Below are 21,275 nucleotides of genomic sequence, written 5' to 3' on the forward strand. Positions count from 1 at the left end.
TGACCGCGCTTTTCGCGCAGAGATCACATGCGGGGCGCCGGGCAGCCGACGACCGTCAGCGCCGGCGGGCCCGTGCCGGGACGGCGGGCAAAATAATGCCCTCCATCCATACTTGAGAACATCACTCACCGGCGCGACAATAACAAAGGGGGCGAGCGATGTCCGAGGTCGTCATCGTCAGTGCGGTGCGCACGCCCATGGGCGGTTTTCTCGGCAGCCTGTCCGGGCTCAGTGCCGTCGAGCTCGGCGCCGCGGCGATCCGCGAGGCCGTGTCGCGTGCCGGCATCGAGCCGGCCGCCGTGCAGGAGGCGATCATGGGCTGCGTGCTGGCGGCTGGCCTGAAGCAGGGGCCGGCGCGCCAGGCGGCGCTGGATGCCGGCCTGCCCGCCAGCACCGGCTGCACCACGGTCAACAAGCTGTGCGGCTCGGGCATGAAGGCGGTGATGCTGGCCCACGACCTGCTCCAGGCCGACACCGACCAGGTGCTGCTGGCCGGCGGCATGGAGAGCATGTCCAACGCCCCCTACCTGCTGGAGCGGGCGCGGCTCGGCCTGCGCCTAGGCAACGCCGGGCTGCGCGACCACCTGTTCCTCGACGGCCTGGAGGACGCCCGCAGTGGCCGGCTGATGGGCGAGTTCGCCCAGGAGGCGGCCGACCGCTACGGCATCGCCCGCACGGCCATGGACACCTACGCCTTCGGCTCGCTGCAGCGGGCCAAGGCCGCCATCGCCGACGGCTCGCTGGCCGCCGAGATCGTCCCGCTGACGGTGCGGACCCGCCAGGGCGAGGTGCGGGTGACGGACGACGAGCAGCCGCTGGGCGCCGATCCGGCGCGCATCCCCGAAATCGAGCCGGCCTTCCGCCCGGACGGGAGCATCACCGCGGCCAACTCCAGCCCGATGGCCGACGGCGCCTCGGCCCTGCTGCTGATGACTGCCGAGGAAGCCCGCCGCCGCGGCCTCCAACCGCTGGCGCGGATCGTCGGCCATGCCACCCAGAGCCAGGAACCGGCCGACTTCACCATCGCTCCGGTCGGCGCCATCGAGAAGCTGCTGCGCAAGATCGGCTGGAACAAGAATCTGGTGGATCTGTACGAGATCAACGAGGCCTTCGCCATGGTCGCCATCCTGGCCATCCGCTGCCACGGCTTGGACTATTCGCGGGTCAACGTCTTCGGCGGCGCCTGCGCCCAGGGCCACCCGCTCGGCTCCAGCGGCGCGCGGATCATCGTCACCCTGCTCAACGCCCTGCGCCAGACCGGCGGCGCCCGCGGCATCGCCAGCCTGTGCATCGGCGGCGGCGAGGCCACCGCGGTGGCGCTCGAGCTGCTCTGAGGCAGCGGGGCTACAGGGGCGCGGCGCCGGTCTGGTAGGCTCACGCCCTCGTCTTTCCGATCGCGCCAAGGACCCGCCGATGAGCAACCGCCACGCCGTCTTCCTCGACCACACCTCCCTTGATCTCGGCGACCTGGACCTCGCCCCGCTGCACAGGGCCTTCGACGGCTGCGTGCTGCACGAGCGCAGCAGCGCCACGCAGGTGGCGGAACGCCTGCAGGGCGCCCGGGTGGCGATCAGCAACAAGGTACCGCTGGGCGCCGAGACCTTCGCCGCCTGCCCCGACCTCGAACTGGTGCTGATCGCCGCCACCGGCACCAACAACGTCGATCTGGCCGCCGCCCGCGCCCATGGCATCACCGTGTGCAACTGCCAGGGCTACGGCACGCCCTCGGTGGCCCAGCACTGCCTGATGCTGCTGCTCGCCCTGGCCACTTCGCTGCCCGACTACCAGGCGGCGATCCGCGCCGGCCGCTGGCAGCAGGCCAAACAGTTCTGCCTGCTGGATTTCCCCATCGTCGAGCTGGAGGGCAAGACCCTCGGCCTGCTCGGCCACGGCGAACTGGGCCGCGCCGTCGGCCGGCTGGCCGAAGCCTTCGGCATGCGCGTACTGCTCGGCCAGTTGCCCGGACGTCCTGCCCGCAGCGATCGCCTGCCGCTGGACGAACTGCTGCCGCAGGTGGACGCCCTCAGCCTGCATTGCCCGCTGAACGAGCACACCCGCAACCTGATCGGCGCCCGCGAACTGGACCTGATGAAGCCCGGCGCCTTCCTGATCAACACCGCCCGCGGCGGTCTGGTCGACGAGCAGGCTCTGGCAGATGCCCTGCGCGCCGGGCATCTGGGCGGCGCGGCGACCGATGTGCTCAGCGTCGAGCCGCCGCGGGACGGCAACCCGCTGCTGGCCCCGGACATCCCGCGGCTGATCGTCACCCCGCACAGCGCCTGGGGCAGCCGCGAGGCGCGCCAGCGCATCGTCGACCAGCTGGCCGAGAACGCCCTCGCCTATTTCGCCGGCGCGCCGCGGCGGGTGGTCAATTGAGACGGGCGGCCTGCTAAGCTTGCCCCCTTTTTTCCGAGGAGCCCCCATGGACCCGCGTAGCGAAGTGCTGATGCGCCAGGCCGACCTGTTCGGCGGCGACCTGCTGCTGGCCGGCCTGCCGGCCGACGATCTGCTCGGGCAGTTGCCTGCCGCCCACGGCTGGAGCTGGCATGCCGGCGAGCACGCCGCGCAGGAAGCGCGCTTCCCCGGACGCAGTCTGTTCGGCGTCGCCCCAGGCGAGCGGCCCTTCTCCTCCGCCGTGCTGTTCCTACCGAAATCCCGCGAGCTGGCCCGCTATCTGCTCGACGCCCTGGCCGCGCGCCTGGTCGGCGGCGAACTGTTCCTGGTCGGCGAGAAGCGCGGCGGCATCGAGAGCGCCGCCAAGCAGCTCAAGGCCTACGGCCAGCCGCGCAAACTGGACAGCGCGCGCCACTGCCAGCTGTGGCAGATGACGGTGGAGCAGGCCCCACCCGCCCCCGACCTGGACGCTCTCGCCCAGCGCTACCATCTGGAGCTGGACGACGGCCCGCTGGAAGTGGTCAGCCTGCCCGGAGTATTCAGCCACGGCCGCCTCGACCGCGGCACCGCCCTGCTCCTGCAGTACCTCGGCGCTCTGCCCCAGGGTCCGCTGCTGGACTTCGGCTGCGGCGCCGGGGTGCTCGGCGCGGTGCTCAAGCGCCGCTATCCGCAGAGCACGGTGACGCTGCTGGACGTCGATGCCTTCGCCGTCGCCAGCAGCCGCCTGACCCTGGCCGCCAACGGCCTGGAGGCCGAAGTGGTTGCCGGCGACGGCATCCAGGCCGCCCCCGCGGGACTCGCAGCGATCCTCAGCAATCCGCCGTTCCACCAGGGCGTGCACACCGACTACCAGGCCAGCGAGGACCTGCTGCGCGAGGCCGCCCGGCATCTGGCGCCCGGCGGCGAGCTGCGACTGGTAGCCAACAGCTTCCTCAAGTACCAGCCGCTGATCGAGGAATACCTCGGCCCCTGCCAGACCCTCGCCGAGGCCGAGGGCTTTCGCATCTACCGGGCCGGCCGACGCGCCTGAGCCTGCCTGCGGAGCACGCCGGGATTGCCCGGCGCGCCCGGCTTGGGCACAATGCGCCCCGTCCTAGGGGAGTAGTCTCCTGCGAGCGTCCGCTCGCCCGGCACCCGTCAACATACTTGGCCAACCGGCCATGGCGCGTGCGACCCCGGCCCATGCGGCCCCGGGTTTGACAAGACCTATGACACGTACACCTGACCCGGGGCGGGGAGGTGCGCGTGTCATGGAAGAATGTCGACCCGCCCCTTAGGAAATCCGATGGAATCGCTCTTCGTTCCCACCCTGATCGTTGCCTTGGCCGAGATCGGCGACAAGACGCAACTGCTCGCCCTGCTGCTCGCCGCCCGCTTCCGCAAGCCCTGGCCGATCATCTGCGGCATCATCGTCGCCACCATAGCCAACCACTTCGCCGCCGGTGCCGTCGGCACCTGGGTCGCCGGCTTCTTCAGCCAGGCCCAGCTGAGCGCCATCCTGGCCGTGGCCTTCGCCGCCGTGGCCATCTGGACCCTGGTGCCGGACAAGCTGGACGAGGACGAGGAATCCGGACTCAAGCGCTACGGCCCGTTCCTCACCACTCTGATCGCCTTCTTCCTCGCCGAGATGGGCGACAAGACCCAGATCGCCACGGTGATGCTGGCCGCGCAATATCCGCATTTCGTGCTGGTGGTGATGGGGACGACCCTGGGCATGCTGATCGCCAACGTGCCGGTGGTGCTGGCCGGCAACTTCGCCGCCGACCGTCTGCCTCTGACACTGATCCGCCGCCTGGCCGCCGCCGCCTTCGCCGTCCTGGCGGTGTACGCCGGCTACGAGGCCATGAAACTGGCCGGCTGGCTGTAGGGAGCCGTAATGGACGGGATGGGCGCCCCATCCCGTCCGAAAGCGCTCGCCGCTACTTGCCCTTGGCCTGCTCGTACAGCGGCATGACCTTGGGAATCGCCGACTGCAGGGCGGCGGTGCGGTTGCCCGGCGAGGGGTGGGTGCTGAGGAACTGCGGCGGCTGGCTGCCGCCGGCCTGGGTCATCTTCTGCCACAGGGTCAGCGCCGCATTGGGGTTGTAGCCGGCGCGGGCGGCCAGCTCCAGGCCGATCAGATCGGCCTCGTTCTCGTTGGCCCGGCTGTTGGGCAGGGTCATGCCCAGCTGCACTGCGGTGTCGGCCAGCTCCATGTCGGCCGCCGGCAGCCCGAGCAGGGCGCTGGCGCTCTGCTTCGCCAGATCCACGCCATAGGCCTGGGACATCGCCTCGCGGCTGTGCTCGCGCAGGGCGTGAGCGATCTCGTGGCCCATGACCGCGGCGATCTCGTCGTCGGTCAGCTGCAGCCGGTCGATCAGGCCGGTATAGAAGATGATCTTGCCACCCGGACCGCAGCTGGCGTTGAGCTCGTCGCTCTTGATCAGCGCGACCTGCCATTGCCACTGGGCCGCGTCGGGGCGGAACACCGGGGCCTGGGCGATCAGCCGCTGGGCGATGGCGTTCAGGCGCTTGGCCTCGGCGCTGTTGCTGTCCAGCACGCCCTTCTGCGAAGCCTCGGCCAGGGTTTTCTGGAACGAAGCCTCGTACATCTGGTTGACCTGCTGGGTGGAGAGCATGCTGAACATGTACTGCTTGCGCTCGACGCCGACGGCACCGCCACTGGTGGTGTTGACTACCTGACAACCCGCCAGCAAAAGCGCGCTGGCCAGCCCGGTGAAGTGAAGCGTTCTGCCCATGTAGGAACTCCTGACGAACATGGCCGCCATCCTAGGCCGCCGGCATGGGGGCGGCAACCGTATGCCGACAGCATGAGAAAAGTAAGCCACAGACCGTTGGCGAGCGGAAAGTTCCCTGCAAGACGGCATTCGTCACGCCGGCGTCAGGCACTCGGGCGCATCCAGTCGGGGATCGTTCACCAGATCGGCCAGCACCCGCTCGCGCAGCGGTGGCTGGGGCCTGGTCAGCAGGGCTCGCAGCTCGGGCTGAGGCGCCTCCGCATCCAGCCAGCTCGCCTGCCCGGCCTCATCGAGAAGCAGCGGCCGGCGCAGGCTGGCCGCTGCCTGGGTGACCAGCGCGAGGCTCAGGTACACCTGCCCGGCAACCGGGTAGGCCTCCCAGATGGCGGCGAAGTACAGCAGCGACGCCTCGGCGCTCATCCAGTAGGGCCGCTTGCGCCCGCTGCCGCGCCACTCGTAGAAGCCGTTGGCCGGCACCAGGCAACGGCGCTCCCGGAAGGCCTCGCGGAACATGGGCTGTTCGGCGAGCGTCTCGGCCCGGGCATGGGCCGGGGTGCGCGACAGATCGGTCAGCCAGGCCGGGGTCAATCCCCAGCGCGCCCGCGCCGCCTCGCGCCCGCCTTCGGCGCCGCGCAACATCAGCACCGAAGCCCCCGGAGCGATGTTCCAGTGCGGCTGCTGGTCGGCAGGGAAGCCGGGCAAGGCCGCCAGGGCCGGAGTCCAGCGAAACAGGGCATAGCGTCCGCACATGCAGGAAACCACTCGGAAGCGTTGGAGAAATAGAGCACGGCTTGCCGTGTCGGCAATTCGCAAGGCAAGCTCTTCGACTCGGCCCTGCGGCAGGTGGCATTGTACTGGTCGGGCGCCCACCGTGCCCGCCTGGCAACCAGCCCCTGCCCCCGGTCGAATTCGGCAATTCTGGCGCATGGATACGCATGCCGGTCTCGCTTGAGTTATAGCTATAATTGGCGGCCGATTTCCGTAGACGACGAGCGCGACCCGCCGCACCTCGGCTGCACTCTCCGGGGCCTTTTTTCTCCAGTCTTATTCAAGAGCGTATGATGGGCGAATTCGATGCCATCCGACCCTATGCCGACACCGAGGTTCATGCCGTACTGCAGCGGCTGTTCAACGATGCCAGCTTTCTCAAGATTCTCACCCACTTCCGCTTTCCGCGTCTGGCACGCCGCTTCGGCTGGCTGCTCAAGCCGCTCATAGCCCGCCACCTGCGTGCCGAATTCGCCGGAATAGACAACGTCGCCAGTCTGCAGATCAAGATCGAGCCCTATGTCGACCGCACCATCGAGCGGGCCACCGACGGCGTGACCTACGGCGGTCTCGAACACCTGAAACCCGGCGAGGCTTATCTGTTCCTCGCCAATCACCGCGACATCGTCATGGACCCGGCCTTCGTCAACTACGCGGTGTACCACGCCGGTCTGCAGACGCCGCGCATCGCCATCGGCGACAACCTGCTGCAACGGCCCTTCGTCAGCGACCTGATGCGCCTGAACAAGAGCTTCATCGTGCATCGCTCGCTGACCGGCCGGCGCGAGAAGCTGGCCGCCTACCAGCTGCTGTCCTCCTACATCAGCCACTCGATCCGCGCGGAGGGCGAATCGATCTGGATCGCCCAGGCCGAAGGCCGGGCCAAGGACGGCGACGATCGCACCGACTCGGCGATCCTCAAGATGTTCCACATGAGCCGCAAGGACGAGCCTTTCGCCGAGGTGGTGAAATCGCTTCATCTGACCCCGGTATCGATCAGCTACGAATACGATCCCTGCGACCTGGCCAAGGCCCGCGAGCTGTACATCCGTGCCACCACCGGCAGCTACACCAAGGCACCGGGCGAGGACGACGCCAGCATCGCCAAGGGCATCACCGGCTACAAGGGACACGTACACCTGCATTTCGGGGCGCCGCTGAGCGATCCGCCGGAAGACCCCAAGCTGCTCGCCGCCGAGGTGGATCGTCAGATTCTCGGCAACTACCGGCTGTTTCCGGTGCATTACCTGGCATACGAGATGTGGAGCGGACAGGCCCCGGAAGTTCGGGTGCCGCGGGCGGCGGAACTGTTCCCTGCCGAAGAGGTGGCCCGTGCCGAGAGTGAATGGCAGAAACGCCTGTCCGCCTGTCCGGTCGAGCAGCAGCCGTACCTGATCCTCCAGTACGCCAACCCGGTACGCAACCAGTACCGGGTCAAGGCCGGGCTACCGCTCTGAGCGGACGCCCGATGTCAGAGCTGGGTGCTGCTCCAGGACAGGAGCAGCGCTAGCGACAGGCTGCCGGCGCCGAAGCAATAGAAGAACCGGTTGATCTTCAGGGTCGGCTCGTCGGCCAGACACTCCTCTCCCGCCTCCATACGTCCCTCGCGCACCACCCGGGCGAGCATGCGCTGCTCGCGAATGCGGGTGGCGAGCAGCAGCCAGCTGCCGGCGAAGGCGAAGAACAGCGCCAGCGAATTGAGCAGCTGGGCAGGATAAAGGACGAAAGGAGACCATAAGGTCTGCAGCAACATGACAACCTCCGCATCGGACAGGTGCAAGGGCACGCCTCGTGCACCAATAAAGGGATAAACATAAACCCGTGTCGGGGATTCGAAGGCAGCGCTATCTCCTCCGGCGAGAGGAAGGAACCGTCTGGAAAGCGGTTGCAGGACGCATGCCCATCTCTCCGAAGCTAACTGGCCAACAGCTTGCATGAGCCTGTATGGGCCGGTAGGCACGGGCAGTGGTAAAGGTTCGTGTACCACCTTACCCGATCTGAGCCAGGGAAGGGCTCGCTTCCGATGAAATGCGAGACGGCGCGATGCACCTTGCTTGGGTCCGGAAAACGGTCGTCCGACTTGCCTCGGAACCGGAGACCTTGCCCGGGCAGACGCATCCGCCAATCCGCGGAGGATCTGACATGCAGCACTCTCAATCCCTTGAGCAAACGCTCGACTCCCGGAACGACATGGAAGACATGTTCGGACTGGACTTCTGCAATCACGACGATGCCTGGCTGGATTACTGCTCCCTGGGCGGCCACGAGCATTACGCCCTAGCCTCCCCTGCTCAGCCCGGCCAGCGGCTCGCCAAAGCCGCCTGAGCGATCGACCGACGTCTGGCACTCCAGACTCCCCGGACTGTCCAGAGGCAAAAAAGCCCGGATCCGATCGCTCGGCCGGGCTTTGTCTTATCTGGGAAAAACGTTCAGCGGGCCAGCAACTGACCGATCGAGGGATCCTTGAACGCCCGGGTCATGGCGTCGCTCAACACGTCGCTGATGAGCTTGGTATTGGTCTCCTCGTTCGGCGCCATGCCGAAGCGCTGATTGAGCGTGGCTCCGTAGCGGCCGTTGTAGCTGCGACCGCCACTCATCACGTCGACCCGGAAGGTGGCGCTGATGTCAGCTTCGGTGACGTACAGGCCCTCCTTCGGCGACTGGTATTTCAGCTCCGCCAGGGTGAGGGTCAGTTGCGGCGCATTGTAGGCATTGGGTGACGGGGTGAAACCGAGCAGGCGGACCGCGGCCTCGGCCTGGGTCTGCAGCCTGGGCAGGATGTCCTGCTTGCGCACGTTGACCGAGCTGGTCTCCGGGTAGAGCCCGCCACGGGTTCCCAGGCTCTGCGAGGATCGTCCGTCGACGACCCGGACCACCACGGGCTGACCGTGGCCGACCGCCGTGAGCGGCGCGTTGATTTTCGGATCCGGCTGGATTTGTTGCGGGCTGAGGGCACAGCCGGCCAGACTCAGGCCAGCGACCGCGACCAGACCGAGCAACAGACGTTGCAACATGCTCATGCACTCCATGATCGGGTTGAAGGGCCGCAGTATAACGGGCCCCGCTGCGCTTCGACAGAGCGCCCAGGCCCGCAGTGCCGAGCTCCGCGCCCGCCCGGCCCCGCAATAAAACTAAAGTTAGGGGTCAACTTTGCCAGTTTGCCGGTATAATGATTAACCGATTAATACGGTCGCCTCCTGATCGGGTAGCAACACGCATTTCAACTGCAGCGCATACAACGCGCCCCGCCCCGGAGAGTCGCCCAGTCGGGCTGCCAGCCAGCAGATTTGCCGGCTCGATTTTCGCCCTTCATGCAGAATTCGTTTGCAAGGAAGCAGACTGTCCCGAACGTCGTACCGGCGCCGAGACGACGACACAACACAAGGTTCACGACTCCAAAAGAGCGTGGAAAGACGGTTTTTTCACTACTTCACAAGAGTGTGGCGAGCAATGATGAACAACAATGCATCCGAAGCGCAGGCCTTTGATGCTCCTCCACCGCGACGTCAAAACACCGTGAATTCAGGGTTCGCCCGCTAGTGTCCTGAACGAAGGTTCGTTCGAGAACACGAAGCCGGACCATGCGGATGTCCAGACGAGAGTCACTGACTGCAGAGCCAGGTACTAAGCTTATATCCTGGCCACCAGCCATGCAGGCATCCGCCATGAGCACCGCCGATCCATCGGCAGTGCCTGTCAAGGAATATACGGATACAACGACCTGGCTGGAGCCGCACATCACAGAAGAGATGTCGCAGCTCGGCCGCCTGATGACGGGCAATGGTCGCAATGCCAATTTGGTGCTGCAGATTTGGAGGCGTTAATGGCGCAAGATAACCACGAAGCAGATATGGTGCTGGTCGGCGCCGGCATCATGAGCGCGACTCTGGGCGTGCTGCTGAAAGAACTCGACCCCAGCCTCAAGCTGGAAATCGTCGAAATGCAGGAATCCGATGCCCTGGAGAGTTCCAACCCCTGGAACAACGCCGGCACCGGCCATGCCGGTCTCTGCGAGCTAAACTACACCCCGCAGGCAGCCGACGGCTCGGTCGATATCTCCAAAGCGGTCGCCATCAACACCAAGTTCGAAGTATCGAAGCAGTTCTGGGCCTACCTGCTCGAGCAGGGCACCTTCGGCTCGGCGAGAACCTTCATCAACCCCGTTCCGCACCTCAGCTTCGTACGCGGCGAGAAGGATATCGGCTTCCTCAGCCAACGCTTCCAGGCGATGCACAAGCACCATTGTTTCGCCAACATGGAATACTCCGAAGACAAGGCGACCCTGGAGCAGTGGATGCCACTGATGATGCCGGGCCGCACCCCGGGCGAGCGCCTCGCCGCCACCCGCACGCTGGGCGGCACCGACGTCAACTTCGGCGCCCTGACCCACCAGCTCCTGCAGCACCTGTCCACCAAGCCCGGCATCAGCATTCGTTACGCCCACAAGGTCACCGGCCTGCAGCGCTCGGGCAAGGGCTGGAGCGTCACCGTCAAGGACCTGAAGAGCGGCGCCAGCAGCGTCACCCAGGCCGGCTTCGTCTTCCTCGGCGCCGGCGGTGGCGCCCTGCCCCTCCTGCAGATGTCCGGCATTCCGGAAGGCCACGGTTACGGCGGCTTCCCGGTCAGCGGTCAGTGGCTGCGCTGCGACAACCCAGAAGTGGTCAAGCAGCACCAGGCCAAGGTCTACAGCCTGGCCGCCGTGGGCTCTCCGCCGATGTCCGTACCGCACCTGGACACCCGTGTGGTGGACGGCAAGAAGTCGCTGCTGTTCGGCCCCTATGCCGGCTTCACTACCAAGTTCCTCAAGCGCGGCTCCTTCCTCGATCTGCCGAAGTCGATCCGCCTGAGCAATATCGGCCCGATGCTGGCCGTGGCTCGCGACAACATGGACCTGACCCGCTACCTGATCAAGGAAGTGATGCAGTCCATGGATGAGCGCCTGGAAACCCTGCGCGGCTTCTACCCTCAGGCCAAGGCCGAGGACTGGCGCCTGGAGATCGCCGGCCAGCGCGTGCAGATCATCAAGAAGGATCCGAAGCGCGGCGGCAAACTGGAGTTCGGTACCGAGATCGTCGCCGCACAGGATGGCACCATCGCTGCGCTGCTGGGCGCCTCGCCGGGCGCCTCGGTTTCCGTATCGGCCATGCTCGACCTGATCAAGCGCTGCTTCCCGGACCGCCTGCAGTCCGAGCAGTGGAAGTCGCGTCTGAAGGATATCTTCCCCGCCTCGGCCGACGATCTGAAGAAGGATGCGGAGCTGTACCGCAGCATCCAGGCCTCGTCGCACAAGCGTCTGGGGCTGACCGACGACACCACTGCCAACCAGTCGGCCGAGCTGATCCAGCTCCGGGCCCACCGCTGAGAAGCAGACGTGCCATGAAAAAACCGCCGGAAGGCGGTTTTTTCGTTTGGGCGACCTGTCAGCAACGAGCGGCCTCGACGATCTCGATATAGGACTCGGCCTGGCGCTGATCGCCAATCAGGGCCAGGAAGTCCCGACCCTGGGCGTCCCGACTGTCGAGGTCGTAGCCCGCCTCGACGAAGAAGCGGATGAAGCGCTCGAAATCCCCCACCCGCAGCCCCCGATAGGCCTTGATCAGCTTGTGCAGCGACGGCGGGGTGGCATCCGCCGGCTCCAGGGCGAGAAATTGCCTGATCTGTTCGTCGCCGATCTCTTCGCCAATCACCTTCTGCTTGTCTTTACGCATCGTCCGCTCCAATCGATCGTTCTGAGAGGCGGGCAGTTTACTGTCCGACCACTTCCCTCTCAACGCGGCGGGAAGCGCTCCTGCGCGGTCGCCAGATAGCCGAGCGCACCTGCATGCCCCTCATCCTTACAGGCCTTTCACCGCGTAGATCCCGGCCGCGTTGCGCCAGTAGCCCTTGTAGTCCATGCCGTAGCCGAAGATGTAGCGGTCGGAGCAACCGAGGCCGACGTAGTCGGCCTTCAGGTCGGGCCTGGCCTTGCGCTGGTGGTCCTTGTCGATCAGCACCGCGGTGAGCACCGCACGGGCTCCGGCCTGATGGCAGAAGTCGACGATGGCGCTCAAGGTATGCCCCTCGTCGAGGATGTCATCGATGATCAGCACATCGCGGTCGATCAGGGAAATCTCCGGCTTGGCCTTCCAGAACAGATCGCCGCCCTGAGTTTCATTGCGGTAGCGGGTGGCGTGAAGGTAGGACAGCTCCAGCGGGAAGCCGAGCTTGGTCACCAGCTTGCCAGCGAAGATCAGGCCGCCGTTCATCACGCAGAAGACGATCGGATTGCGCTCGGCCAGATCGGCATTGATCGCCACTGCCACGCGGTCGATCGCCGCCTCGACTTCGGCTTCGGTGTACAGGCAATCGGCCTCCGCCATGACTTGGCGAATGTGGGCGAGATCGACGGACATGGTATTTCCTCTAGGCTGGGGATTCGTAAAGCGAAACGGTGGCCGGCAAAGGTACCCAGCGGCCCTGCGAACGGCAAGCCGCGACATTCCCGGAACAGGCCTGTCGCTGGCACGGCGGGTGCTTTAATTTATCGCAATCGACCGCCACAGCGACGGAACTCCTCCATGCCCATTCGAGAAATCCGCCACCCCCTGATCCGCCACAAGCTCGGCCTGATGCGCCGCGCGGACATCAGCACGAAGAACTTCCGCGAATTGGCCCAGGAGGTCGGCGCCTTGCTCACCTACGAGGCGACCCAGGACCTGCCCCTGGAAAGCTACCGGATCGAGGGCTGGTGCGGACCGGTGGAAGTGGAGAAGATCGCCGGCAAGAAGATCACCGTGGTACCCATCCTGCGCGCCGGCATCGGCATGCTCGACGGCGTGCTGCAACTGATCCCCAGCGCCAAGGTCAGCGTGGTCGGCCTGGCGCGCAACGAGGAAACCCTGGTCGCGCAGACCTACCTGGAAAAGCTGGTACCGGAGATCGACCAGCGCCTGGCGCTGATCATCGACCCCATGCTCGCCACCGGCGGCTCCATGGCCGCCACCATCGACATGCTGAAGAAGGCCGGCTGCAGGGAAATCCGCGCCCTGGTGCTGGTGGCCGCGCCCGAGGGCATCGCCCTACTGAACGAGCGCCACCCCGACGTGACCATCTACACCGCCTCCATCGACGACCACCTGAACGAGAGCGGCTACATCATCCCCGGCCTCGGCGATGCCGGCGATAAGGTGTTCGGCACCCAGCAGAAGGCCTAGGCGGGGAACGGCACGCCCCGGCAGAGCCCGGCCAGGGCAGCGGCCCAGTCCGGTTGGTCGTTGAGGCAGGGCACCAGGACCAGATCCTCGCCACCCGCCGCCCGGAACTGCTCGCGACCGCGCAGGCCGATCTCCTCCAGGGTCTCGATGCAGTCGGTGACGAACGCCGGGCACATCACCAGCAGTTTCTTCACGCCCTGGGCGGCCAGTTCGTCGAGGCGCTCCTCGGTGTACGGCCCGATCCACTTGGCCCGCCCCAGACGCGACTGGAAGGACACCGACCACCGCTCCTCACCCAAACCGGCCCGCCGAGCGAAGCCCTCGGCGGTACGCAGGCACTGGGCGCGATAGCAGCGATCCAGCACATCGGCCTGGGCCTGGCGGCAGCAGTCGGGGCCCCGCAGGCAGTGCGCACCGGTCGGGTCGGCCTTGTGCAGATGCCGTTCGGGCAGACCGTGGAAGCTCAGCAGCAGATGGTCGAAGCCCCGCTGCAGGTAGGGCTGCGCACTCTTCGCCAGCACGTCGAGGTAAGCCGGCTGCTCGTAGAACGGCGGCAGGACCGCCATCTCCAGCCCCAGGCGGTGCCTGCCCGCTACCCGCCGGGCCTCCTCCACCACAGTGGTGACGGTGCTCTCGGCGAACTGAGGATACAGCGGCGCCAGGGTCACCCGCTTGGCGCCCTGCGCCGCCAGGCGCTTCAGCGCGCCCTCGATGGACGGCTCGCCGTAGCGCATCGCCAGCTCCACCGGGCCGTTCGTCCAGTGCGACTGCACGACCTGCTGCAGGCGGCGACTGAGCACGACCAGAGGAGAGCCCTCGTACCACCAGATGGAGGAATAGGCGTGCGCCGACTGGGCCGGACGCCGGATCAGGATCAGCGAAACCAGCAGCCGCCGCAGCGGCCAGGGCAGGTCGATCACGTAGGGGTCCATGAGGAACTGGTTGAGGTAGCGGCGCACGTCGCCTGTGTCGGTGGAACTGGGGGAGCCCAGGTTGACCAGCAACAGTGCGTGTTCGGTCATGTTCTTTCCTTAAGCAGATCCTCGAGGGCACTGCCGAGATCGTGATGGCGGAAGACGAAGCCGGCTTCGCGCAGGCGGACCGGCACGGCGCGCTGGCCGGCCAGCAGCAGCCCGGCCAGCTCGCCGAGCCCCAGGCGCAGGGCGAAGGCCGGCGCCGGCAGCAGCGCCGGCCGGTGCAGCACGCGCCCAAGGGCATGGGCGAAGTCGGCGTTGCGCACCGGTTGTGGCGAACAGGCATTATAAGGACCGCGAGCGTCTTCCTGCCTCACGAGAAAGTCGATCAGGGCGATCTGATCGTCGATATGGACCCAGCTCATCCATTGCCGGCCGCTGCCGATCGGCCCGCCCAGCCCCAGCCGGAACAGCGGCAGCAGACGCTTGAGAAAGCCGCCGTCGCGCGCCAGCACCAGCCCGCTGCGCAGCAGCACGACGCGCACGCCCAGCGCCTCGGCATGCCCGGCCGCGGCTTCCCAAGCGCCGCAGAGCTGGCTGGCGAAGTCCTGGGTCACCGGCCCCATGTCCTCGTGCAGCTCGCGCTCGCCGCCATCGCCGTACCAGCCCAGCGCCGAGCCGGACACCAGGACCCGCGGCCGCTGCCCACGACTCTGCAGCCAGTCGAACAAGCGGTCGGTCAGGGTGATGCGGCTGGCCCACAGCTCGGCCTTGCGCCGGCGCGTCCAGGGCCGGTCGGCGATGGGCGCGCCGACCAGGTTGACGACCGCATCCAGCGGCTCCTCGCCCAGCTCCTCGAGCCGTCCGACGCCGCGGACCTCACGCCCGCAGAGCGACGGTACCCGTTCCGGGGAGCGGCTCCAGACGCTCAGCCGGTGCCCCTCGACAATCCACTTGCGGCACAGGCCGCGGCCCATCAGGCCCGTACCACCGGTCAGAAGGATATGCATGGCAGGCTCCTCGCATACTCGAAAAGAGACCAAGCGAATGTGAATTTCTCAAGCTTTTGCGCTTAGGTAGTCTTACATTTAGAAATAGAGACTGACGTACAGATGGAAATCAGCCAGCGCCAGGGGTCGACATCTTGCAGAGTAGGATGAACAGGAAGAATTCGTTCTGGGCGCACTCTGCTGTTGAAGGGGAAAGAGGTTCACCATGACGATTGCCATCATTGGCACAGGCATCGCGGGGCTCTCCGCGGCGGGGGCTTTGCATGCAGCCGGACTCGACGTTCAACTGTTCGACAAGAGCCGTGGCAGCGGCGGTCGGATGGCCTGCACACGCAAGGATTTCGGCGCCATCGACATAGGCGCCCAGTATTTCACCAGCCGCGACCGGCGCTTCGCCGACGCGGTTCAGCATTGGCGCAGCCTCGGTTGGGTGGACGAATGGAAACCCAGCCTCTACGACTTCGCCGACGGCCAGCTGCGCCCCTCCCAGGACGAACAGGTACGCTGGATCGGCACGCCGCGCATGAGCTCGATCACCCGCGGCCTGCTCGGCGACCTGCCGGTCAGGTTCTCCTGCCGCATCACCGAAGTCTTCCACGGCAAGGAGAACTGGCATCTGCAGAGCGCCGAAGGCGAAAGCTTCGGCCCCTTCAGCCACGTGGTGGTCGCCACGCCGCCGCACCAGGCGGCGCCCCTGCTGGCGGCGGCGCCGAAGCTGGCCAGTACCGCGGCCGGCGTGACCATGGAGCCGGTCTGGGCCGTCGCCCTGGCCTTCGATCAGCCGCTGGACACGCCGGTCGAGGGCTGCTTCGCCCACGACAGCGCCATCGACTGGCTGGCCCGCAACCGCGACAAACCCGGACGCGCCGGCAAGCCGGACATCTGGACGCTGAATGCCAGCAGCCGCTGGAGCAGGCAGCATCTCGATCTGGACAAGGAAGCGGTGATCGAGCAGTTGCACGGCCTCTTCGCCGAACAGATCGGCTGCGCCGTGCCGCCGCCGACCTTCGCCCACGCCCATCGCTGGCTCTATGCCCGCCCGGCCGCCAGCCACGAATGGGGCGCGCTGGCCGATCCCGATCTGGGTCTCTACGTCTGCGGCGACTGGTGCCTGTCCGGCCGGGTCGAAGGCGCCTGGCTGAGCGGCCAGGAAGCCGCCCGCAAGCTGCTGCAGCACCACACGCGCTGACCTACCGCTCCCGGGCTCGCCGAAGCGTCCCGAATCGCTCAAGCCCCCTTCTTGCCAGACAGCCGATCCGCCGCATGGGCGGACCGGCGAACGGGTCTGGCTATCCTGCCCCGAGCCGCCCCGTCAGGACGACGACCAGCAGCCGCGGGCAACGAAGGAATCAGACGGGTAGCGACTCGACCGCTGCGACCTCCCCCCACAGCAGCGGCAATACCCGCTCCAGCTCGGCCGGCTCGCCGCTGGACCAGAAGCGCGCGCCCACCGAGCCGCCGGCGAGCAGCCCGCCGGCCTGCAGCAGCCGCTCCAGCTGACGAGCCACCGCGGCGCCGGTATCGATCAGGCTGATCGACTCGGGAACCAGCCGACGCAGCAGGGGCTTGATGAAGGGGTAATGGGTGCAGCCCAGAATCAGGGTATCGCAGCCTTCGAGCAGCAGCGGCGCGACGAAGCCTTCGAGCAGCTCGCGGGTCTGCGGGCCGTCCAGCTCGCCGGCTTCGATCCGCTCGACCAGACCGGGACAGGGCTGGGTGACCACCCGCACGTCGCCGGCGAAGCGGTCGAGCAAGGCAGCGAACCGGGCACTCTTCAAGGTGCCGGTGGTCGCCAGCACGCCGACCGTGCCGGTACGGGTGGCCGCCGCGGCCGGCTTCACCGCCGGCTCCATGCCGACCACCGGCAGGCCGGGATGGCATTCGCGCAGTTCGGCCACCGCCGCCGCGGTGGCGGTGTTGCAGGCCAGCACCAGCGCCTTGGCGCCCTGCCCGAGCAGGAAATCGGCGATCCGCCGGCAGCGCTCGCGGATATATTCGGGACTCTTCTCGCCGTAGGGCACGTGGCCGCTGTCGGCGACGTAGAGCAGCGACTCCCGCGGCAGCCGCGCGCGGATCTCGCGCAGCACCGACAGCCCGCCGACCCCGGAATCGAAGACGCCGACGGGGGCGTCACCGCTCATGGTGCGTCCCGCAGACGGAGCACCGGGGATCGCGCCTGACCCGCAGCTCGCGGAAGCGGCTGGTCAGCGCATCCACCAGCAGCAGGCGGCCGACCAGCGGCTCGCCGAAGCCGGCCAGCAGCTTGAGTGCCTCCAGCGCCTGCAGACTGCCGACCAGTCCGACCAGCGGACCGACCACGCCGGCCTCGCTGCAGGTCAGCTCGGCCTCGCTGCCATGACCATAGAGGCAGTGGTAGCAGGGGCTGTCGTCGCGCCGGGGATCGAACACCGAGAGCTGGCCTTCCAGACGGATCGCCGCACCGCTGACCAGCGGCCTGCCGGCGGCCACGCAGGCGGCGTTCACCGCTTCGCGGGTGGCGAAGTTGTCGCTGCAGTCGAGCACCAGATCCACCGCCGCTACCGCTGCGGCGAGGGAGTCCTCGTCCAGTGCCGTGCGCAGCGGCACCAGCGTCGCCTGCGGGTTGATCGCCGCCAGCCGGGCCAGCGCCGAGTCCACCTTGCCCATGCCGACGCTCGGCGTGTCGTGCAGGACCTGTCGCTGCAGGTTGGTCAGATCGACCTTGTCGAAGTCGGCCAGATGTAGCTCGCCGACGCCGGCGGCGGCCAGATAGAGCGCCACCGGGGAGCCCAGTCCACCGAGGCCGACGATCAGCACGCGGCTGCCTTTCAGGCGTAGCTGCCCCGCCACGTCGATCTGCGGCAGGAGGATCTGGCGGCTGTAGCGCAACAGTTCTTCGTCACTGAGCATGGGGCTCTCCCGGCGAAGGTGATGGGTTGGGTCCGCTGCCGACCGGCAGGCGGCCGAGGCTGATGCGCTCGTGGCCGCCGAGGTCGCGGCGGCTCTCCACCTCGACGAAGCCGCGCCCACTCAGCAGTTCGCGCACGGCGGCGGCCTGCTCGAAGCCGTGCTCCAGGAGCAGCCAGCCGCCGGGTTCGAGATGCTCGGGCGCCTGGGCGACGATCAGACGGATATCGTCCAGGCCGTCGGAGCCGGCGATCAGCGCGCTGGACGGTTCGAAACGCACGTCGCCCTGCCCCAGGTGCGGGTCATCGGCGGCGATATAGGGGGGATTGCTGAGGATCATCCCGAAGCGCCGGCCGCCCAACGCGGAAAACCAGTGGCTCAGGAGGAAGTCGACGTTGCCCAGGCCCAGGCGGGCGCGATTGCGCTCGGCCAGGGCGACCGCCTGGTCGATTCGGTCGACGCCGGTCAGCCTCCAGGCCGGCCGCTCCGCCGCCAGTGCCAAGGCGATGGCGCCCGTACCGGTGCCGAGGTCGAGCACACATGCGGGCCTGGCCGGCAACAGAGCCAGGGCGGCTTCCACCAGCAGTTCGGTGTCCGGCCGCGGGATCAGGGTCGCCGGCGCCACCTCCAGATCGAGGCTCCAGAAACCCTGGCGGCCGAGGATGTAGGCCACCGGCTCGCCGGCGCGGCGGCGAGCCAGCCAGGCGGCGAAGCGCTCGGCGGCACCCTCGGGCACCTCGCGCTCCGGCCAGGTGCGCAGGTAGCTGGCCGGCTTGCCGAGGGCCGCGGCGAGCAGCCACTCGGCGTCCAACCGCGGGCTGGGCGAGTCGGGCAGCACGGCGGCGTTGAGCAGGGTTTCGATGCTGGCCATGGCGGCGGCTATCTCCGGTCGTGCGCCGGACAACAGCAGCGCTGTCCGGCGCGGCTCCGCAGGAGGAAAACCGCTGCGCGGGTTTTCCACCCTACGGCATCACAAGAATCAATCGCCCAGCGCGGCCAACTGGTCGGCCTGGTATTCGCTGAGCAGCGGCTCGATCACCGCGTCTACGCCGCCGGCCATGACCTCGTCGAGGGCGTAGAGGGTCAGGTTGATGCGGTGGTCGGTGACCCGGCCCTGCGGGAAGTTGTAGGTGCGGATGCGCTCGGAGCGATCTCCGGAGCCGACCAGCAGCTTGCGCGTCTCGGAGATTTCCTTGTGCGCGGCGGCGTCCTGCTGGTCCTGCAGCTTGGCCGCCAGCCAAGCCATGGCCTTGGCGCGGTTCTTGTGCTGCGAGCGCTCTTCCTGGCATTCGACCACGATTCCGGTCGGCAGGTGGGTGATGCGGATCGCCGAGTCGGTCTTGTTCACGTGCTGGCCGCCGGCGCCCGAGGAGCGGTAGGTGTCGACGCGCAGGTCGGCCGGGTTGATCTCGATCGCCGCCTGCTCGTCCGGCTCCGGCAGCACCGCCACGGTGCAGGCCGAGGTGTGGATGCGGCCTTGGGATTCGGTTTCCGGTACGCGCTGCACGCGATGGGCGCCGGATTCGAACTTCAGCTTGGCGTAGACGCGGTCGCCCTCGACGCGGGTGATGATCTCCTTGTAACCGCCGTGCTCGCCGGGGTTCTCCGAGAGGATCTCGATGCGCCAGCCCTGCTTCTCCGCATAGCGCGAATACATGCGGAACAGATCGCCGGAGAAGATCGCCGCCTCGTCGCCGCCGGTGCCGGCGCGGATCTCGAGGAACACGTTGCGGTCATCGTTGGGGTCCTTGGGCAGCAGCATGCGCTGCAGGCGGTCTTCCAGCTCGGCGAGCTGCCGCTTGCCCTCGGCCACCTCCTCGGCGGCCATTTCGCGCAGGTCCGGGTCGCTATCCTTGAGCAGCGCCTGGGCGCCGTCGAGATCGTCCTGCACCTTGCGGAACTCGCGATAGGCGGCGACCACCGGCTCGACCTCGGCGTATTCCTTGGAATAGGCGCGGAAACGGCTCTGCTCGCTGATCACCTCGGCGTCGCCGAGCAGCGCGGTGAGTTCCTCGTAGCGGTCGCGGATCAGATCCAGTTTGTTCAGCAGGGACGCTTTCATCGTGGTTTCGACTCGGTCTCGTCGAGGGCGAAGAGTTCCTGGGCTATCGCCAGCGCTTCGAAGCGGCCCTCGGCGGAGAATTTCTTCAGCTGCACGCTGGGCGCGTGCAGCAGCTTGTTGGTCAGTCCGCGGGCCAGTTGCGCCAGCGCCTCTTCCGCGGCAGCGCCGTTGGCCAGCAAGCGCAGCGCCTTGGCCAGCTCCTCGTCGCGCAGCCGCGCGGCCTGCTGGCGGTAGGCCTTGAGCACATCCACCGCGGCCAGTTCGCGCAGGCGCAGCATGAAATCGTCGGCGCCGGCGGCGACCAGCTCCTCCGCCGCCTGGGCCGCGCCCTGGCGGTTTTTGAGGTTTTCCTGGATGACTTCGTGCAGATCGTCGACGCTGTACAGATAGACGTCGTCCAGATCGCCCACTTCCGGCTCGATGTCCCGCGGCACGGCGATGTCGACCATGAACATCGGCTTGTGCTTGCGCTGCTTCAGCGCCCGCTCCACCGCGCCCTTGCCGAGGATCGGCAGCTGGCTGGCCGTGGAACTGATGACGATGTCGCTGCCGGGCAGCACCTGACCGATGTCGGCGAGCAGGATCGCCTGAGCGCCGAACTGCTCGGCGAGCATGCTGGCGCGCTCCAGGGTGCGGTTGGCGACCACGATGTGCCGCACGCCCTGCTCGTGCAGGTGCCGGGCGACCAGGGTGATGGTCTCGCCGGCGCCGATCAGCAGCGCCTGGGTGCGGCTGAGGTCGCTGAAGATCTGCTTGGCCAGACTGACCGCGGCGAAGGCCACCGACACCGGGTTTTCGCCGATGGCGGTATCGGTGCGGACCGTCTTGGCAGTGCTGAAGGTGGCCTGGAACAGCCGGCCGAGCAGCGGGCCGACGGTACCGGCCTCGCGCGCCACGGCATAGGCGGACTTCATCTGGCCGAGGATCTGCGGCTCGCCGAGCACCATGGAATCGAGCCCCGAGGCGACGCGCATCATGTGGCGCACCGCCGATTCGTCGACATGGATGTAGGCGCAGGCACGCAGCGCTTCCAGGCTCACCTTGTGGTACTCCGCCAGCCACTGCAGCACCCTGTCCGCCGTCGGGCTATCCTGCTCCAGGTAGAGTTCGCTGCGGTTGCAGGTGGAGAGGATCGCCGCTTCGCGGCTGTCGGTGCTCCGGCAGAGCTGCTTCAGCGCCTCGACCAGTTGCACGGGCGTGAACGCCACGCGTTCGCGGACATCTACCGAGGCGGTCTTGTGATTGATACCGAGGGCGAGGAAAGCCATTCAGGTTCGCTGATCGAAACAGGGAAGCCGGCAATTGTCCTA

23 protein-coding genes and 1 riboswitch are annotated in these 21,275 nt (G+C 67.3%); of the genes, 10 read left to right on the forward strand and 13 right to left on the reverse strand.

Features of this window, described 5'->3' with window-relative positions; genetic code table 11:
- The first annotated feature begins 158 nt into the window (after window positions 1-158).
- The 4 genes from ACFOJE_RS11245 (at window position 159) to ACFOJE_RS11260 (ending at window position 4,261) form a co-directional block, all read left to right on the forward strand.
- The gene (locus ACFOJE_RS11245) at window positions 159-1,334 is read left to right on the forward strand and encodes a thiolase family protein (protein ID WP_377814437.1); all 1,176 of its coding nucleotides are present in this window, start codon (window positions 159-161) and stop codon (window positions 1,332-1,334) included.
- A gap of 79 nt (window positions 1,335-1,413) precedes the next feature.
- Entirely contained in the window at window positions 1,414-2,376 is a 963-nt protein-coding gene (locus ACFOJE_RS11250) for a 2-hydroxyacid dehydrogenase (protein ID WP_377814438.1), read from the forward strand.
- A gap of 46 nt (window positions 2,377-2,422) precedes the next feature.
- Window positions 2,423-3,424, forward strand: coding sequence for a methyltransferase (locus ACFOJE_RS11255; protein WP_377814439.1), 1,002 nt, complete (start codon window positions 2,423-2,425; stop codon window positions 3,422-3,424).
- Between the two features lie 48 nt (window positions 3,425-3,472).
- A riboswitch (yybP-ykoY riboswitch) is annotated at window positions 3,473-3,592 on the forward strand.
- An 87-nt stretch (window positions 3,593-3,679) separates the two neighbouring features.
- On the forward strand, window positions 3,680-4,261 hold the full coding sequence (locus ACFOJE_RS11260) for a TMEM165/GDT1 family protein (RefSeq protein WP_377814440.1): 582 nt from the start codon (window positions 3,680-3,682) through the stop codon (window positions 4,259-4,261).
- Between the two features lie 52 nt (window positions 4,262-4,313).
- Here ACFOJE_RS11260 and ACFOJE_RS11265 read toward each other — a convergent pair whose 3' ends face one another.
- Together ACFOJE_RS11265 and ACFOJE_RS11270 are read right to left on the reverse strand one after the other, a co-directional pair.
- Window positions 4,314-5,132: a M48 family metallopeptidase gene (locus tag ACFOJE_RS11265; protein WP_377814441.1), complete on the reverse strand. Its 819-nt coding sequence runs from the start codon at window positions 5,130-5,132 to the stop codon at window positions 4,314-4,316.
- Between the two features lie 132 nt (window positions 5,133-5,264).
- Window positions 5,265-5,882, reverse strand: coding sequence for an SOS response-associated peptidase (locus ACFOJE_RS11270; RefSeq protein WP_377814442.1), 618 nt, complete (start codon window positions 5,880-5,882; stop codon window positions 5,265-5,267).
- Between the two features lie 311 nt (window positions 5,883-6,193).
- Here ACFOJE_RS11270 and ACFOJE_RS11275 point away from each other — a divergent pair, with 311 nt between their 5' ends.
- Window positions 6,194-7,357, forward strand: a complete 1,164-nt coding sequence (locus ACFOJE_RS11275) for a 1-acyl-sn-glycerol-3-phosphate acyltransferase (protein WP_377814443.1) — start codon at window positions 6,194-6,196, stop codon at window positions 7,355-7,357.
- A gap of 14 nt (window positions 7,358-7,371) precedes the next feature.
- Here the strand turns inward: ACFOJE_RS11275 and ACFOJE_RS11280 are convergent, their stop codons facing one another.
- Window positions 7,372-7,653 (reverse strand): hypothetical protein, encoded by a 282-nt coding sequence (locus ACFOJE_RS11280; protein ID WP_377814444.1) that lies wholly within the window; start codon window positions 7,651-7,653, stop codon window positions 7,372-7,374.
- Between the two features lie 389 nt (window positions 7,654-8,042).
- Between ACFOJE_RS11280 and ACFOJE_RS11285 the strand changes: the two genes are divergently transcribed.
- A complete protein-coding gene (locus tag ACFOJE_RS11285) occupies window positions 8,043-8,225 on the forward strand; it encodes a hypothetical protein (protein ID WP_377814445.1) in 183 nt (60 codons plus the stop codon).
- A 104-nt stretch (window positions 8,226-8,329) separates the two neighbouring features.
- On the opposite strand, the gene ACFOJE_RS11290 is transcribed toward ACFOJE_RS11285, so the two are convergent.
- Complete coding sequence (locus ACFOJE_RS11290; RefSeq protein WP_377814446.1) at window positions 8,330-8,914, reverse strand: YajG family lipoprotein; 585 nt, start codon at window positions 8,912-8,914, stop codon at window positions 8,330-8,332.
- A 651-nt stretch (window positions 8,915-9,565) separates the two neighbouring features.
- On the opposite strand from ACFOJE_RS11290, the gene ACFOJE_RS11295 reads away from it, so the two are divergent.
- A complete protein-coding gene (locus tag ACFOJE_RS11295; protein ID WP_377814447.1) occupies window positions 9,566-9,724 on the forward strand; it encodes a hypothetical protein in 159 nt (52 codons plus the stop codon).
- Window positions 9,724-11,262, forward strand: coding sequence for a malate dehydrogenase (quinone) (gene mqo, locus ACFOJE_RS11300; RefSeq protein WP_377814448.1), 1,539 nt, complete (start codon window positions 9,724-9,726; stop codon window positions 11,260-11,262). The genes ACFOJE_RS11295 and mqo overlap by 1 nt, the downstream gene beginning before the upstream one ends.
- Before the next feature lie 58 nt (window positions 11,263-11,320).
- Here the strand turns inward: mqo and ACFOJE_RS11305 are convergent, their stop codons facing one another.
- Both ACFOJE_RS11305 and ACFOJE_RS11310 read right to left on the reverse strand, forming a co-directional pair.
- Window positions 11,321-11,608, reverse strand: a complete 288-nt coding sequence (locus tag ACFOJE_RS11305; protein WP_377814449.1) for a PA4642 family protein — start codon at window positions 11,606-11,608, stop codon at window positions 11,321-11,323.
- Window positions 11,609-11,734: 126 nt separating this feature from the next.
- On the reverse strand, window positions 11,735-12,292 hold the full coding sequence (locus ACFOJE_RS11310) for a hypoxanthine-guanine phosphoribosyltransferase (protein WP_377814450.1): 558 nt from the start codon (window positions 12,290-12,292) through the stop codon (window positions 11,735-11,737).
- Window positions 12,293-12,457: 165 nt separating this feature from the next.
- Between ACFOJE_RS11310 and upp the strand changes: the two genes are divergently transcribed.
- Complete coding sequence (gene upp / locus ACFOJE_RS11315; RefSeq protein ID WP_377814451.1) at window positions 12,458-13,093, forward strand: uracil phosphoribosyltransferase; 636 nt, start codon at window positions 12,458-12,460, stop codon at window positions 13,091-13,093.
- Here the strand turns inward: upp and hemH are convergent.
- Together hemH and ACFOJE_RS11325 are read right to left on the reverse strand one after the other, a co-directional pair.
- Complete coding sequence (gene hemH / locus ACFOJE_RS11320) at window positions 13,090-14,115, reverse strand: ferrochelatase (protein WP_377814453.1); 1,026 nt, start codon at window positions 14,113-14,115, stop codon at window positions 13,090-13,092. The genes upp and hemH overlap by 4 nt on opposite strands.
- A complete protein-coding gene (locus ACFOJE_RS11325) occupies window positions 14,112-15,017 on the reverse strand; it encodes a TIGR01777 family oxidoreductase (protein WP_377814454.1) in 906 nt (301 codons plus the stop codon). Before ACFOJE_RS11325 ends, hemH begins: the two co-directional genes overlap by 4 nt.
- Before the next feature lie 205 nt (window positions 15,018-15,222).
- On the opposite strand from ACFOJE_RS11325, the gene ACFOJE_RS11330 reads away from it, so the two are divergent.
- A complete protein-coding gene (locus ACFOJE_RS11330; RefSeq protein ID WP_377814455.1) occupies window positions 15,223-16,206 on the forward strand; it encodes an NAD(P)/FAD-dependent oxidoreductase in 984 nt (327 codons plus the stop codon).
- Window positions 16,207-16,366: 160 nt separating this feature from the next.
- Here the strand turns inward: ACFOJE_RS11330 and murI are convergent, their stop codons facing one another.
- The 5 genes from murI to hemA all read right to left on the reverse strand — a co-directional run bounded on the left by murI (window position 16,367) and on the right by hemA (window position 21,233).
- The gene (gene murI, locus ACFOJE_RS11335) at window positions 16,367-17,158 is read right to left on the reverse strand and encodes a glutamate racemase (RefSeq protein ID WP_377814456.1); all 792 of its coding nucleotides are present in this window, start codon (window positions 17,156-17,158) and stop codon (window positions 16,367-16,369) included.
- Window positions 17,148-17,906, reverse strand: a complete 759-nt coding sequence (locus ACFOJE_RS11340; RefSeq protein WP_377814457.1) for a molybdopterin-synthase adenylyltransferase MoeB — start codon at window positions 17,904-17,906, stop codon at window positions 17,148-17,150. Before ACFOJE_RS11340 ends, murI begins: the two co-directional genes overlap by 11 nt.
- The gene (gene prmC, locus ACFOJE_RS11345) at window positions 17,896-18,774 is read right to left on the reverse strand and encodes a peptide chain release factor N(5)-glutamine methyltransferase (RefSeq protein ID WP_377814458.1); all 879 of its coding nucleotides are present in this window, start codon (window positions 18,772-18,774) and stop codon (window positions 17,896-17,898) included. Before prmC ends, ACFOJE_RS11340 begins: the two co-directional genes overlap by 11 nt.
- Window positions 18,775-18,882: 108 nt before the next feature.
- The gene (gene prfA / locus ACFOJE_RS11350) at window positions 18,883-19,965 is read right to left on the reverse strand and encodes a peptide chain release factor 1 (protein WP_377814459.1); all 1,083 of its coding nucleotides are present in this window, start codon (window positions 19,963-19,965) and stop codon (window positions 18,883-18,885) included.
- The gene (hemA, locus tag ACFOJE_RS11355) at window positions 19,962-21,233 is read right to left on the reverse strand and encodes a glutamyl-tRNA reductase (protein WP_377814460.1); all 1,272 of its coding nucleotides are present in this window, start codon (window positions 21,231-21,233) and stop codon (window positions 19,962-19,964) included. Before hemA ends, prfA begins: the two co-directional genes overlap by 4 nt.
- Between the last annotated feature and the right edge of the window lie 42 nt (window positions 21,234-21,275).

It is taken from the genome of Azotobacter bryophylli, from assembly GCF_042643485.1.
Taxonomy (GTDB): Bacteria; Pseudomonadota; Gammaproteobacteria; order Pseudomonadales; family Pseudomonadaceae; genus Azotobacter; species Azotobacter bryophylli.

Bases quoted from the DNA above. Each gene is read 5' to 3' on its own strand.
- ACFOJE_RS11245 (WP_377814437.1), top strand. From the start codon at position 159: ATGTCCGAGGTCGTCATCGTCAGTGCGGTGCGCACGCCCATGGGCGGT.
- ACFOJE_RS11250 (WP_377814438.1), top strand. From the start codon at position 1,414: ATGAGCAACCGCCACGCCGTCTTCCTCGACCACACCTCCCTTGATCTC.
- ACFOJE_RS11255 (WP_377814439.1), top strand. From the start codon at position 2,423: ATGGACCCGCGTAGCGAAGTGCTGATGCGCCAGGCCGACCTGTTCGGC.
- ACFOJE_RS11260 (WP_377814440.1), top strand. From the start codon at position 3,680: ATGGAATCGCTCTTCGTTCCCACCCTGATCGTTGCCTTGGCCGAGATC.
- ACFOJE_RS11265 (WP_377814441.1), bottom strand. From the start codon at position 5,132: ATGGGCAGAACGCTTCACTTCACCGGGCTGGCCAGCGCGCTTTTGCTG.
- ACFOJE_RS11270 (WP_377814442.1), bottom strand. From the start codon at position 5,882: ATGTGCGGACGCTATGCCCTGTTTCGCTGGACTCCGGCCCTGGCGGCC.
- ACFOJE_RS11275 (WP_377814443.1), top strand. From the start codon at position 6,194: ATGGGCGAATTCGATGCCATCCGACCCTATGCCGACACCGAGGTTCAT.
- ACFOJE_RS11280 (WP_377814444.1), bottom strand. From the start codon at position 7,653: ATGTTGCTGCAGACCTTATGGTCTCCTTTCGTCCTTTATCCTGCCCAG.
- ACFOJE_RS11285 (WP_377814445.1), top strand. From the start codon at position 8,043: ATGCAGCACTCTCAATCCCTTGAGCAAACGCTCGACTCCCGGAACGAC.
- ACFOJE_RS11290 (WP_377814446.1), bottom strand. From the start codon at position 8,914: ATGTTGCAACGTCTGTTGCTCGGTCTGGTCGCGGTCGCTGGCCTGAGT.
- ACFOJE_RS11295 (WP_377814447.1), top strand. From the start codon at position 9,566: ATGAGCACCGCCGATCCATCGGCAGTGCCTGTCAAGGAATATACGGAT.
- mqo (WP_377814448.1), top strand. From the start codon at position 9,724: ATGGCGCAAGATAACCACGAAGCAGATATGGTGCTGGTCGGCGCCGGC.
- ACFOJE_RS11305 (WP_377814449.1), bottom strand. From the start codon at position 11,608: ATGCGTAAAGACAAGCAGAAGGTGATTGGCGAAGAGATCGGCGACGAA.
- ACFOJE_RS11310 (WP_377814450.1), bottom strand. From the start codon at position 12,292: ATGTCCGTCGATCTCGCCCACATTCGCCAAGTCATGGCGGAGGCCGAT.
- upp (WP_377814451.1), top strand. From the start codon at position 12,458: ATGCCCATTCGAGAAATCCGCCACCCCCTGATCCGCCACAAGCTCGGC.
- hemH (WP_377814453.1), bottom strand. From the start codon at position 14,115: ATGACCGAACACGCACTGTTGCTGGTCAACCTGGGCTCCCCCAGTTCC.
- ACFOJE_RS11325 (WP_377814454.1), bottom strand. From the start codon at position 15,017: ATGCATATCCTTCTGACCGGTGGTACGGGCCTGATGGGCCGCGGCCTG.
- ACFOJE_RS11330 (WP_377814455.1), top strand. From the start codon at position 15,223: ATGACGATTGCCATCATTGGCACAGGCATCGCGGGGCTCTCCGCGGCG.
- murI (WP_377814456.1), bottom strand. From the start codon at position 17,158: ATGAGCGGTGACGCCCCCGTCGGCGTCTTCGATTCCGGGGTCGGCGGG.
- ACFOJE_RS11340 (WP_377814457.1), bottom strand. From the start codon at position 17,906: ATGCTCAGTGACGAAGAACTGTTGCGCTACAGCCGCCAGATCCTCCTG.
- prmC (WP_377814458.1), bottom strand. From the start codon at position 18,774: ATGGCCAGCATCGAAACCCTGCTCAACGCCGCCGTGCTGCCCGACTCG.
- prfA (WP_377814459.1), bottom strand. From the start codon at position 19,965: ATGAAAGCGTCCCTGCTGAACAAACTGGATCTGATCCGCGACCGCTAC.
- hemA (WP_377814460.1), bottom strand. From the start codon at position 21,233: ATGGCTTTCCTCGCCCTCGGTATCAATCACAAGACCGCCTCGGTAGAT.